The organism is Agrobacterium tumefaciens (assembly GCA_025560025.1).
GTDB lineage: Bacteria > Pseudomonadota > Alphaproteobacteria > Rhizobiales > Rhizobiaceae > Agrobacterium.
The window spans coordinates 1,019,127-1,031,998 of the sequence record CP048485.1 but is presented as its reverse complement, the minus strand read 5'-3'; the positions used below and the strand labels follow the sequence as shown (position 1 = coordinate 1,031,998).

The window sequence follows — 12,872 nt, the reverse complement described above, 5'->3', positions numbered from 1 at the left end:
AGCCGGTTGCTAAATCAAAGCTCGAACGTGCCTGAAGCAACACGCACCGCGTGGCCGCCGATGCGGGCGCGGGCGATTTCGCCATCCTTGATGTCCATGCGCAGGTGGATGTGAGAAGGCCGCTCCATCTCCACGCCCTGCTCTACGAGGATAGGGTAGTGCCCATCGGTCAGGCCGTCGAAATGATGGATCGCGCCGGAAAGGGCGGCGACGGCAGAGCCGGTTGCGGGGTCTTCGGAAATCCCCATATCCGGTGAGAACATGCGGGCATGGAACTTTGCCGCATGATTGACGCCGCCGCGACAGTAGATGTAGGCCGCCGCCAGGCGTCCTTCCACCAGCGGCGCGGTGCGCAGCCACAGATTGGCATCGAAATCCATGTCCCTGATGGCGGCGATATTGTGCAACGGCACGAACAGGAACGGCACGCCGGCCGTCCAGATCGACGGCACATGATTTTCAAAGCCGAGATGCCCTTCGCTCACACCCAGCGCATCGGCAAGCGCGGCATGATCGAGCGGCAGGTCGACGCGCGAAGATTTGCGCGGCAGGTCGAATTCGGCGAAGCTGACCGCGCCGGCGCGCATCTTGACCGCACAGCGCACCGGGCCCACCTGCTCCTCCAGCACGCAGACCATGTCGATATCGTCATCGCCCTCGCCGCGGTTACGCTCGGCGATAGCGACCGCAGCACCGACGGTGGGATGGCCGGCGAAAGGCAATTCACCTGAAGGCGTGAATATGCGTACCGACGCTGCGTGGGCGGGATTGCCCGAACGATTGACGAAAACGGTCTCGGAAAGATTCATTTCCCGCGCGATCGCCTGCATTGTCGCCTTGTCGAGATCATCCGCGTCATACATGACCGCCAGCGGGTTTCCCGCCATTTTGGTCTCGGTAAAGACATCGTAGATATTGTAGTTCAGCACCACACACGTCTCCTGCCATCAGTCATTCCGCCTGCCTTGCGCAAACTGCCTTACGCCGCCCCGCATCGCAACCCTTGTCCGAAGCCATAAACCAAGAAGCTGTGGACCGGCTTCCTGTAAAGGCGAACGCCTGCCTAACCGAAAGGCCTTGTGGCCAGCCGCCGTCTTCATGTACCAAGGACGGGTCTTGTGGCTTGCAAGCGACCGTGCTCCTGCCGGTTTGGAGATTACGAGCCACTTCAACAGGTTACAGCATCTGTCACAAGCCGGTTGCGGTTTGCGTCGTTGTCGAGGGAAGCGGATGTCGCATTCTACCTATTCACTATCCTTCGTTGCATCCGCCTCCGAGGAGGCGCAGATGGCGATGGAGGAGCTGAAAACGGCTTACGGCAACGCGCCTTTCGAGGAAGCGGAGGTGATCGTCGCGCTGGGCGGCGACGGCTTCATGCTGCAAATCCTCAACGAGACGATGAATTCCGGCAGACGCGTCTACGGCATGAACCGGGGATCGGTCGGTTTTTTGATGAATGACTACCGCGTGGAAGGCCTGCGCGAGCGCATCGCGGTGGCGACAGGCAATGATTTTCATCCGCTGCGCATGACGACGACGGATTCCGATGGCGACGAGTTTACGGCACTCGCCATGAATGAGGTGAGCCTCTTCCGGCAGTCGCATCAGGCCGCCAAGCTTCGCGTCGAGGTGGATGGCAAGGTTCGGCTGGAAGAGCTGATCTGCGACGGCATGATGGTGGCGACGCCTGCGGGGTCGACGGCCTATAATTTCTCCGCCCATGGGCCGATCCTGCCGCTCGAATCACCGCTTCTGGCGCTTACCCCCGTCAGCGCATTCCGGCCACGCCGCTGGCGCGGCGCTCTATTGCCGAACAAGGTGACGGTCGACATTCATGTTCTGGAGCGTGACAAGCGCCCGGTGAACGCCGTGGCCGACCATACGGAGGTGAAATCCGTGCGCCATGTGCGGATTGCGCAATCGCAGGACAGAACGGCCAGAATTCTCTCGGATCCGGACCGTTCGTGGTCCGACCGGGTTCTCGCTGAACAATTCAACAATTGACGCCAACGACCGACAATAGCCATGCATCTGAAAACACCGATCCTTGCCACTCTCTTTCTCGCCACCGCCGTGCTTTCCGCACGGGCGCAGACGGAGGCGATCGACGCCTTGCCGGTCTCGGCGATCTTCGTCGTCAGCAGCGGCATGTGGGAAGAGCAGAATTTGGAACCGGTGAAAGGCGCTGACGGTCAGCTGCGGCCGCCGCCAGCAGCGCCGACACGCGGTTATTACAAGGTGGTTGCAATTCGCCAGGGGGACGGTACCGCGAAGGTCTACCTGCAGCGCATCGTCTTTACCGCCGACGGCCCCAATCTCCTCGAAAATGTCGAACTGGAAGAGTTCAACCAGATGAAATCCTACGTCACGGATATTCGTCCGGAAAGTTCGAACGGCGCATCCGCCTCACCCGGTCTGTTCGTGACCGTTTATCTGAAAACCGACCCGATGGCCAAGGAAGCGGAAAGCTGGACGATCCTGATCGACGAGCTTGGCGAGATGAAGATCGAGAAAGCCTCGAACTGACGGCTAGAGCCCGTCCGGTTTAAGCTCATGCGGCCCGGAAAGAACTGCGCCGAAATGATGTTTCCATAATCTGGCGCCGAGTTCGCCGCTGCGGTCGAGGCTTGAACCAACCGTCAGCCACGGCAGCAGCGTAGGGTGAAGCCCTGCGTCGAAAAACGTGAAACCGGCGGCCAGCACGCAGGTATCAGCCTGAATACCGCAGACCAGCACCCTCTCGACCTTCAGGGACAGGAGATGGTCGACCGCTTCCCTTGGCGGCGCATAACCGTGCTTGATGAATATCCGATCCGCCTGAACCAGCGAGCAATCATCCCTGCCCGGCTTCCAGCCCAGTTGCCGCTCGAAAGGTGTCACGCTCTCATCATGGCGCTCGACGCTGGCGACGCTCGGCATGGTGGCGGCGAGCGCGGTTATGTCCGCCACCAGCGAAGCCGGCGGATTGAAGCTTGGCTGGACGTCGACGATATAAAGCGCCTGTTTCATGCATCTCCTCCAACGAAAAACCCCTCGCAATGGGTTTGCGAGGGGCGATTTTCAATCAACGCATTGCAGCGTCTCAGTCGATATCCGCCACTTCCACGTCCGCGCCGCCGCTGATGCGGTGAGCGAGAGCAGCTTCCATGAACTCGTTCAGGTCACCGTCCAGCACGTTGCCGGGTGCAGTGCTTTCCACGCCAGTACGCAGGTCCTTGACCAGCTGGTAAGGCTGCAGAACGTAGGAACGGATCTGGTGGCCCCAGCCGATATCGGTCTTGGAAGCGGCCTGTGCATTGGCTGCCTCTTCCCGCTTCTGCAACTCCACCTCGTAAAGGCGGGCGCGCAGCATGTCCCACGCCTTGGCGCGGTTCTTGTGCTGCGAGCGTTCCTGCTGGCAGGCAACCGCGATACCGGTCGGAATATGCGTAATGCGCACGGCCGAATCGGTGGTGTTGACGTGCTGGCCGCCCGCGCCGGACGACCGATAGGTATCGATACGGCAATCGCTTTCGTTGACGTCGATCTGGATCGAATCGTCAACCACCGGGTAGACCCAGACGGAGGAGAACGACGTGTGGCGACGCGCATTGCTGTCATAGGGCGAAATGCGAACGAGACGATGCACGCCCGATTCCGTCTTCAGCCAGCCAAAGGCATTGTGACCCTTGACGAGGATCGTCGCGGATTTGATGCCGGCTTCTTCGCCGTCGTGAACTTCGAGCACCTCGACCTTGAAACCTTCGCGGTCCGCCCAGCGGGTATACATGCGCAGCAGCATGTTCGCCCAGTCCTGGCTTTCCGTGCCGCCGGCGCCGGAGTGCACTTCGAGATAGGTGTCGTTGCTGTCCGCCTCGCCCGAGAGCATGGCTTCCACCTGACGACGGTTCGCCTCGTTCTTCAGCGCCTTAAGCGCGTCTTCGGCGTCCTTGACGATCTCGTCGTCGCCTTCCATCTCGCCGAGTTCGATCAGCTCGATATTGTCCTTGAGCTGCTGCTCAAGCGCCTTCACGCCGCTGATGCTGTCATCCAGCTGCTGGCGCTCGCGCATCAGCTTCTGGGCCTCGGTGGCGTCGTTCCAGAGGGTCGGGTCCTCTGCCTTGTTATTCAACCAGTCCAGTCGTCTTATTGCCTGGTCCCAGTCAAAGATGCCTCCTCAGCAGGCTTATGGCCTGCTTGATTTCGTCGACTACGTTCACGATTTCATTGCGCATTTCGCTGGTTCTTCGCCTTCATTGAAACTCGTTGCTCAAATAAATGCGGGGGGCGCGGATGTAAAGACCCGCGCCCCCCGATGATCCCTGAACTGGGGTCAATAAAGACCGCCGCCGCCGCCGGTAATGGCCTGCTGCGCCTGCGGCGAGGTCTTCAGAATATCTTCCTGCGACATGTAGTTTTCCGCGCCGATTACCGAGAAGCTGTCGGCCGGGCCGGTGCCGGGCTTGAAGGCTTCCATGATGGTGTCCGGTTCGCCTTCAACTGCCGCCATGCCGGTCTTGCGGTTGACAGCGACGAAGTTCATGCCGCTCGGCACGATGAACTTGCTCGGCTCCATGTGCTTGGCCGCATCGGAGATGAACTCGCCGAAGATCGGCGCGGACAGCGAGCCACCCGTGCCGCCGCGACCGAGAGGTGCCGGCGAATCGAAACCGATATAAAGGCCGGCGACCATGTCCGGTGTATAACCGACGAACCAGGCGTCCTTTTCATCGTTGGTGGTGCCCGTCTTGCCGGCAACCGGCAGATCGACCTTGATCTTGCCCGCCGCCGTGCCGCGCTGCACGACACCTTCCAGCATGGACGTCGTCTGGTAGGCGGTCATCGGGTCGAGAACCTGCTCGCGATTGTCAACGATGACGGGCTCGTCCTGATTCTGCCAGCTTGTCGCGTTGCAGCCCTCGCAGGCGCGCTCCTCGTGGCGGAAGATGGTCTTGCCGTAGCGGTCCTGAATACGGTCGATCAGCGTCGGCTTGATCTGCTTGCCGCCATTGGCAATGACCGAATAGGCCGAGACCATACGCATGACTGTCGTTTCACCCGAACCGAGCGACATGGCCAGAAGCGGCGGCATCTTGTCATAGATACCGAAGCGTTCGGCATATTCCGCCACCAGATTCATGCCCATGTCCTGCGCCAGACGCACGGTCATGAGGTTACGGGATTTTTCGATACCGAGACGCAGCGTGGACGGACCGGCGGAGCCCCCGCCGTAATTCTGCGGCTTCCAGACCTGACCGCCCGACACAACTTCGATCGGCGCGTCGAGAATGACAGATGCCGGGGTATAACCATTGTCCAGCGCTGCCGCATAGATGAACGGCTTGAAGGAGGAGCCCGGCTGGCGCATCGCCTGCGTGGAGCGGTTGAATTCCGACTGCGCATAGGAGAAACCGCCGACCATGGCCAGAACACGGCCGGTATGCGGGTCCATCACCACCATGCCGCCCTGCACTTTCGGCGGCTGGCGCAAACGATATTCGTTGCCGGAATTGGAAAGCGGCTGCGCATAGATCACATCGCCTGCCGCCACGACACCGACCGGCGACTTGGCAGTCGCCTTCTTGCCGGTGGCATCACGATAGGCCCAGCGCATGTTTTCAGCGGAGATATGGCCGCGTGTGCGTTTGTCGCCATCCTCCGTTTCCGTGTCCGGCTGCACGCCGATATCGACGCCATCGGCAGCAACGGCGAGCACGACTGCGACTTTCCATTCGGGAACGTCGCGCAGGCCCTTGACCTTGGCGAGCGCCGCCGTCCAGTCGCCGGCGGTCTCGATCTTTTCGACGGGTCCGCGGAAACCGCGACGCTCATCATATTGCACCAGACCGTCCTGAAGCGCCTTGCGCGCTTCCATCTGGATCTGCGGATCGAAAGAGGTGCGGACCGAGAGCCCACCTTCAAGAAGCGCTTCTTCGCCGTATTTCTCGACAATCTGGCGGCGAACTTCTTCGGCGAAATAATCGGACGCGAAAATATGCGCGCCACCGCGACGCAGATTAACGCCAAGCGGCTGTTTTTTGGCGTCCGTGGCGTCGGCGACGGTGATGTAGCCGTTTTCGGCCATGCGGTCGATCACCCAGTCGCGGCGCTCGAGAGCCGCCTTTTCGCGACGGATCGGGTGATAGTTGGCAGGACCCTTCGGCAGCGATGCGAGATAAGCTGTCTCGGCAATCGTCAGTTCCGTCACCGATTTGTTGAAATAGGTGAGCGCCGCACCGGCAATGCCGTAGGAATTCAGGCCGAAGAAAATCTCGTTGAGATAAAGTTCGAGAATCTTGTCCTTGGAATAGGTCTGCTCGATGCGGAAGGAAAGAATGGCTTCCTTGAGCTTGCGGTCGATGGTCTGGTCGTTGGTCAGCAGGAAGTTCTTCGCCACCTGCTGGGTGATGGTGGACGCACCGACCGGACGGCGGCCGGAGCCGAGATTCTGGATATTGACGAGAATGGCGCGGCCGAGACCGAAGACGTCGACACCCGGATGGTTGTAGAAATTCTTGTCTTCCGCCGAAAGGAACGCCGCCTTCACCCGGTCGGGTATGGCCTGGATCGGCAGGAACAGGCGCTTTTCATGGGCGTATTCCGCCATCAGCGCACCGTTGCCGGCATGCACGCGGGTTGTTACCGGCGGCTCATACGTGCTCAGAACTGCGTAATCCGGCAGGTCTTTCGTCACGCCGTGCAAATAAATTGCACCGGCGGCGGCGGCGCACAGGAAGAGCACGCTGGCCAAGCCGAAAAAATATCCAATCAGTCTGATCATACCAAGCTACCGATAATTCGAATCGTAACCATCAACGCCCGACGATTTACGGGCGCATCCTTGCATATCGCGTGCCGTTTTGCACACCATACCTTCGATGACAAGCCGGATAGGGCAGCATTCTCCGATATGTTACCGGACCAACCGCCGCAATCGCACACCTGCCGTCTTGCGGATTGCCACCGAATCCGCTTCCCGAGTAACGCGGCGAATGTGAGTAAAATAGGGCTTTGCGTCCTTAATCGTCCGCAAGGCCCAAGAATTGAACAGCTTTTCGGCTGCAAGCGGCACGGCGGCAACAGTAGCGTTGCATCGCCGGATGGCGTTTCATCCACCGTTCGCCATGGCCTTGGCGCGATACCGTCCGACCGCCGTTGCCAGCCTGTCGGCGACCTTCCCGCGCCATTCGCCATCGAGAAGCAGCTTTTCGTCTTCCGCATTGGAGAGAAAACCGAGTTCAAGCAGTACCGAGGGCACATCATGGGCACGCAGCACCATGAAACCGGCGTAACGATGCGGATTGTTGATCAGGCCAATCTGCCCTTCGAAAGAAGATACGATGTTTTCAGCAAGCGTCACCGAAAAGGCCTGGGTTTCACGACGGGTGAAATCCAGAAGGATATCGGCGACCTCGGGCGGTTCGGTGGAGGCGGCCACACCGGCGATCTGGTCGGACTTGTTTTCGCGCTCCGCCAGTTCCTGCGCCTGCCGGTCCGATGCCCGATCGGACAATGTGTAGACGGTGGCGCCCCGGATGCCCTTCTGCTTCAGGGTGTCGGCGTGGACTGAAATGAACAGGTTGGCATTATTCTGTCGCGCAATCGTCACCCGTTCGGACAGCGCAAGAAACGTGTCGGATTCGCGGGTCAGGAAGGCCCTGATACCCGGCTCCCTGTTCAGCCGTTCCGCGAGCTCCTTCGCAAAGGTGAGCGTGATGACCTTTTCTTCCGTGCCGGTCGCACCGCCCGTCGCACCGGCATCGATGCCGCCATGGCCGGCATCGACCGCTATGACGAATTCCGCCTGACGCGATGTCTTGTCGCCGGGAGTGATTGCGGCGGTGGTGACAGGCGCCGGCACCTGCCATTGCTGCTCCTTCACCAGTTCGGCGAATTTGCCCTTGGTGGTGATCTCCGTATCGAGAACGAAACGAAACGACGCGCCATCATCGCCCTTTTTGGTTTCTGCAACCGCCACCTGAACCGGTTTTTTCGCCGTCAGCACGATGCGGGCGCTGTTTTGCCCCATGCTGCCGAAGCGAATATCCGAAAACAGGCCCGTCGGCTTGAGGTCGGATGCGGGAAAAGCGAAATTCACCGCCGGAAAATCCACGACGATGCGGGCTGGCGAATCGAGATAGTGAACATCGAATTCCGGCTCTTCGGCAAAATCGAGAACGATGCGGGTACGCGCTTCATCGCCGATGATGCGGGCCTGATGGACGACAAGCGGCTCGGCGGCCAGGGCCGCAGCGGGAACCGCGGAAACATAAGCGGCGACAAGAAACGAAAAGGCGCCCGCAATCCGTGCGATTCGCGCACCAAGCGGCCCTGCCCCACCGAATATCGCTGCGCTGCGCGTGAAATTCATGGTCTTCAAGAAATTCCGTATTTCAGTCATTTTCGATAAATGGGGCGGAAAAGCACCGCGAACGGCACGATTTCGACCACGCCGGACGTTTGTTTGCGCGTTTGCGCCCCACAATCGCAGGCCTTGGTGAACCAATTATTAACCCGGAAATTCCACCAATAATATGGCATATTTAGCCAGCCTATTGCTATTATGACAGAGAAAACATACAACAAGGACGAGGGTTAAAAGTGTTGACGGGATAGATGCCCGCCGGCTGCCAATCGAAAAAGACGCTGGCGCTGCAAATCGGGCAATCATCTGCCGTCGTTACATTTATCCTGAAACTGGATCAATTCCGGCCGTGGCCGGAGACCTACCCGGTGGCAATGCCACCGCCGCTCTGAGGAGAGCAAATTCATCGGATCCCAAGGGGTCTATATATTATTGTCGTTCCGCCTGGCCAATGATGTCGCAGCAGTTTTCACATGAACCGGATACCAGGAGCAGGCCAAGCGCCTCGCCGTCGGTCCGGATGCTGCCAGTTTACAGAGGCCCGGCCGGAGACTTCATTTCCGGCACATCCTTGCACTCATATGAAAGGCTCGTCCGTGTGGCGGGCCTGTTCTCGTATAAAACAAGGCTGCGCCGAGGAGCACAGCTTACATGGCAGACAAAATGCTTATCGACGCCTCCCACGAAGAGGAGACACGCGTAGTCGTTGTCCGTGGGAACCGGATCGAAGAATTCGATTTCGAATCGGAGCACAAAAAGCAGATCCGCGGCAATATCTACCTTGCCAAGGTAACGCGGGTTGAACCCTCGCTTCAGGCGGCCTTCGTCGATTACGGTGGAAACCGCCACGGCTTTCTCGCTTTTGCGGAAATCCATCCGGACTACTACCAGATTCCGCTTGCCGACCGTCAGGCCCTCCTGAAAGCGGAAGCCGAGGATCATCGTCGCAGCGACGACTTCGAATCAGCTGATGCACCTGAACCCGCAGCACCGATGATCGACCTTTCGCAGGTGGACCAGCCGGACGTTGGCATCGTTTCCGCGAGCGAAACCATTGAAACCGTTGTTACGGAAGAAACCGCAGCCGTCGCGGAAGAGGTTTCGGAAGAGGCAGCCGTCGAGGCCGTAGCAGAAGAAGCGCCCGCTGAGGAAGAAAAGCCGAAGAAGCGCACCCGCCGCCCCCGCGCCAAGAAGAAGACTGCGGAAGAAGCAGCAGCCGAAGCCGCTGAAGCCTCTGCCGAAGAAGACGGCAGCACCGGCGGCGAGATGGCAGCGATGGTCGATACCGATACGATTTCCGAAGAAGTCGAAGGCCTTCGCCGCGGCAATGACGATGATGACGACGATGATGATGACGATCATCACGAAAAGGAAGTGATCGAATCCGTCGGCGCCGAAGACGCGATGGAAGAGGTTCCGGACCGCGTCGCCCGCAAGCCGCGCAAGCAGTATCGCATTCAGGAAGTCATCAAGCGCCGTCAGATCCTTCTGGTGCAGGTGGCCAAGGAAGAACGCGGCAACAAGGGTGCCGCACTCACCACCTACCTGTCACTTGCCGGCCGTTATTCCGTGCTGATGCCGAATACGGCGCGCGGCGGCGGTATTTCCCGCAAGATCACCCAGCCGACCGATCGCAAGCGCCTGAAGGAAATCGCGCGCGATCTGGAGGTTCCGCAGGGCATGGGCGTCATTCTGCGTACCGCAGGCGCCAACCGCACCCGCGTCGAAATCAAGCGCGACTTCGAATATCTGATGCGCCTGTGGGAAAATGTCCGCACGCTGACGCTGAATTCCACGGCACCCTGCCTCGTTTACGAGGAAGGCTCGCTGATCAAGCGCTCGATCCGCGATCTCTACAACAAGGATATCGGCGAGATCATCGTTTCCGGCGAGGAAGGCTATCGTGAAGCAAAAGACTTCATGAAGATGCTGATGCCGAGCCACGCCAAGGTGGTTCAGCCCTACCGCGACATTCACCCGATCTTCTCGCGCTCCGGCATCGAAGCCCAGCTCGACCGGATGCTGCAGCCGCAGGTCACGTTGAAGTCCGGTGGTTACCTCATCATCAACCAGACGGAAGCGCTGGTTTCCATCGACGTCAACTCCGGCCGTTCGACCCGCGAGCATTCCATCGAGGAAACCGCGCTGACGACCAATCTCGAGGCGGCGGAAGAAGTGGCGCGCCAGCTGCGCCTGCGCGACCTTGCCGGCCTTGTCGTCATCGACTTCATCGACATGGAAGAAAAGCGCAACAACCGCGCCGTCGAGAAGAAGCTCAAGGATTGCCTGAAGAACGATCGCGCCCGCATCCAGGTCGGCCGCATCTCGCATTTCGGTCTTCTGGAAATGTCGCGCCAGCGCATCCGCGCTTCCGTGCTGGAATCGACCACGCAGGTCTGCCAGCATTGCGGCGGCACGGGCCATGTGCGTTCGGAATCCTCTATCGCACTGCATGTTCTGCGCGGTATCGAGGAATATCTGCTGCGCAACACGACGCATAACATCACCGTTCGCACCACACCGGAAACGGCGCTTTACCTGCTCAACCACAAGCGCGGCACGATCGTCGATTATGAAGGCCGCTTCGGCGTGTCGATCATCATCGCCGCCGATTCGAGCGTCGGCGCCCAGCATTTCGCCATTGATCGCGGTGAAGCCGTTGAAAATCCGGTGAAGATCGAAAGCCTCATCCAGATGCTTCCGAACTTCGTGGAAGAGGAAGACGATTTCGTCGCCGAGGTGGAAGAGGACGAAGACGAGGAAGAAATCGTCAAGGCCCAGAGCGCCGAGCCGCGCCAGCAACCGCAGCAGAGCGACAATGGCGAGGACGGCAAGCGCAAGCGTAAGCGTCGCCGCCGCCGTCGTGGCAAGGGCGGACAAAATGAACAGAACGGTGCGCTTGATGCCGAAGCCGGAAACGAAGGCGACGATTCGGACGATGACGATAGCGTCGAAACCGATGAGGCCGGAGCGGAAGCCGATGAAAACGGCGTAAGCGAAGCTGCAACGTCCGATGAGGACGGCAAGCGCAAGCGCCGTCGTCGCGGCAAGCGCGGCGGCCGCCGCAACCGCGCCGAAGACGAGGCTCTCGATGCCGCAGGCACCGAAGCTGGCGACGAAGGCGAGACGGAAGGTGAAGGCGAAGAGGCCTCCGCCGTAACTCCGGTCACCGAAGAGCCGGTCGCTGCCGAGGTGGTGGAAGGCGTTGTCGCTGACATCGTTGAAGAAGAAGCGCCGAAAAAGCCGCGCCGTACCCGCAAGGCGAAGGCCAAGACGGAAACGGAAGAAGCACCGAAGGCAGAAGCCGTTGAAACGGTCGAGCCAGTGGTCGTTGAGCCGGCAATCGTCGAAGCGACCGTCGTTGATGTCGCTATCGAGGAAGTCGGTGCAGCCTCGGCCGATCTGGCTTCTCAACCGGAAGCATCTGCAACGGAAGAAAAAGTCCGCGCGAACCGGGGTAGCAACGTCTCCAGTTCGGAGCCGGTTGTGACCTCCTCCGGTACGACGGCAAATCCCGATGGTGACGAGCCGAAGCCGCGCAAGGGCGGCTGGTGGCAGCGCAAGGGTTTCTTCTGATAGAAACTGGATGAAAAAACGCCCGCAACCATGTTGCGGGCGTTTTGCTTTTGGGGTCCAATCATTTTCCTCTCCTGCGTCATCCTCGACTTGAGGCGAGTATCCGGAACCGGTTGCAGGCATGGATCCTCGGGTCAGGCCCGAGGATGACGTCGAATGTGGGAAATGGCCCCACATTACGCCTACCCTTTAGACAGAGCGCGTCAGGCCGCCATCGACGCGGATGTTCTGGCCGGTGATGTAACCTGCCCCCTCAGAGGCAAGGAATGCCACGGTGGCGGCAATTTCCTCGCTCTTGCCGTAACGCTGCATCGGCACGCTCCCTCGGCGTTCCTCCGTCGCCGGCAGGCTGTCGATCCAGCCGGGTAGCACATTGTTCATGCGCACATTATCGGCCGCATAGGTATCGGAAAAAATCTTGGTGTAGGAGGCAAGGCCGGCGCGGAACACGGCCGAGGTCGGGAACATGCTGCTCGGCTCGAAAGCCCAGGCGGTCGAGATGTTGACGATCGCGCCCGCCTTCTGTTTGACCATGGCAGGCGCCACGATCCGCGTTGGGCGGATGACGTTCATCAGATAGACATCGAGACCCGTATGCCATTGCTCGTCGGTGATATCGAGGATGGAGGCGCGCGGGCCATGGCCGGCGCTGTTGACCAGCACATCGATGCGGCCGAATTTTTCGAGCGTCAGATCCGTGAGCCGCTGGAGATCGTCATTGGACTGGTTGGAGCCGGTGACGCCGATGCCGCCAAGCTCCTGCGCCAGCGCTTCTCCCTTGCCCGATGACGACAGGATTGCGAGCTTGTAGCCATCCGCGGCCAGACGTTTCGCCACGGCAGCCCCCATGCCGCTGCCGCCTGCCGTTACAATCGCTACTTTTTCTGCCGACATCGCTTTTCTCCTTGTCCAATCCGACGGGTGTCGCACACCACATTGGCCCATCTATAAC

9 protein-coding genes are annotated in these 12,872 nt (G+C 59.9%); 3 read left to right on the top strand and 6 right to left on the bottom strand.

Features of this window, described 5'->3' with window-relative positions; genetic code table 11:
- Positions 1-14 precede the first annotated feature (14 nt).
- Positions 15-932, bottom strand: a complete 918-nt coding sequence (locus FY152_05105) for a PhzF family phenazine biosynthesis protein (protein UXS31501.1) — start codon at positions 930-932, stop codon at positions 15-17.
- 298 nt (positions 933-1,230) lie between these two features.
- Between FY152_05105 and FY152_05100 the strand changes: the two genes are divergently transcribed.
- Together FY152_05100 and FY152_05095 are read left to right on the top strand one after the other, a co-directional pair.
- Positions 1,231-2,004 (top strand): NAD kinase, encoded by a 774-nt coding sequence (locus FY152_05100; GenBank protein ID UXS31500.1) that lies wholly within the window; start codon positions 1,231-1,233, stop codon positions 2,002-2,004.
- Between the two features lie 21 nt (positions 2,005-2,025).
- On the top strand, positions 2,026-2,526 hold the full coding sequence (locus FY152_05095; protein UXS31499.1) for a hypothetical protein: 501 nt from the start codon (positions 2,026-2,028) through the stop codon (positions 2,524-2,526).
- Positions 2,527-2,529: 3 nt separating this feature from the next.
- Here FY152_05095 and FY152_05090 read toward each other — a convergent pair whose 3' ends face one another.
- From FY152_05090 to FY152_05075, 4 genes are all read right to left on the bottom strand, one after another.
- Positions 2,530-3,009 carry a cysteine hydrolase family protein gene (locus FY152_05090; GenBank protein ID UXS31498.1) on the bottom strand — a complete coding sequence of 160 codons (480 nt, stop codon included), beginning with the start codon at positions 3,007-3,009 and terminating at the stop codon, positions 2,530-2,532.
- A 73-nt stretch (positions 3,010-3,082) separates the two neighbouring features.
- Positions 3,083-4,214, bottom strand: a protein-coding gene (locus FY152_05085; GenBank protein ID UXS31497.1) for a peptide chain release factor 2 whose coding sequence is annotated in 2 segments (ribosomal slippage) — positions 3,083-4,144 and positions 4,146-4,214 — 1,131 coding nt in all. Because the reading frame shifts where the segments join, the coding sequence is not laid out codon by codon here.
- 98 nt (positions 4,215-4,312) lie between these two features.
- The gene (locus FY152_05080; protein ID UXS31496.1) at positions 4,313-6,760 is read right to left on the bottom strand and encodes a penicillin-binding protein 1A; all 2,448 of its coding nucleotides are present in this window, start codon (positions 6,758-6,760) and stop codon (positions 4,313-4,315) included.
- Positions 6,761-7,087: 327 nt separating this feature from the next.
- Positions 7,088-8,350 carry an N-acetylmuramoyl-L-alanine amidase gene (locus FY152_05075; GenBank protein ID UXS31495.1) on the bottom strand — a complete coding sequence of 421 codons (1,263 nt, stop codon included), beginning with the start codon at positions 8,348-8,350 and terminating at the stop codon, positions 7,088-7,090.
- A gap of 645 nt (positions 8,351-8,995) precedes the next feature.
- On the opposite strand from FY152_05075, the gene FY152_05070 reads away from it, so the two are divergent.
- Positions 8,996-11,920 (top strand): ribonuclease E/G, encoded by a 2,925-nt coding sequence (locus FY152_05070; GenBank protein UXS31494.1) that lies wholly within the window; start codon positions 8,996-8,998, stop codon positions 11,918-11,920.
- Between the two features lie 189 nt (positions 11,921-12,109).
- Here the strand turns inward: FY152_05070 and FY152_05065 are convergent, their stop codons facing one another.
- On the bottom strand, positions 12,110-12,814 hold the full coding sequence (locus FY152_05065) for an SDR family oxidoreductase (GenBank protein ID UXS31493.1): 705 nt from the start codon (positions 12,812-12,814) through the stop codon (positions 12,110-12,112).
- Between the last annotated feature and the right edge of the window lie 58 nt (positions 12,815-12,872).

Coding starts and splice junctions, on each gene's coding strand:
- FY152_05100 (UXS31500.1), top strand. CDS start 1,231: ATGTCGCATTCTACCTATTCACTATCCTTCGTTGCATCCGCCTCCGAG.
- FY152_05095 (UXS31499.1), top strand. CDS start 2,026: ATGCATCTGAAAACACCGATCCTTGCCACTCTCTTTCTCGCCACCGCC.
- FY152_05090 (UXS31498.1), bottom strand. CDS start 3,009: ATGAAACAGGCGCTTTATATCGTCGACGTCCAGCCAAGCTTCAATCCG.
- FY152_05080 (UXS31496.1), bottom strand. CDS start 6,760: ATGATCAGACTGATTGGATATTTTTTCGGCTTGGCCAGCGTGCTCTTC.
- FY152_05075 (UXS31495.1), bottom strand. CDS start 8,350: ATGAATTTCACGCGCAGCGCAGCGATATTCGGTGGGGCAGGGCCGCTT.
- FY152_05070 (UXS31494.1), top strand. CDS start 8,996: ATGGCAGACAAAATGCTTATCGACGCCTCCCACGAAGAGGAGACACGC.
- FY152_05065 (UXS31493.1), bottom strand. CDS start 12,814: ATGTCGGCAGAAAAAGTAGCGATTGTAACGGCAGGCGGCAGCGGCATG.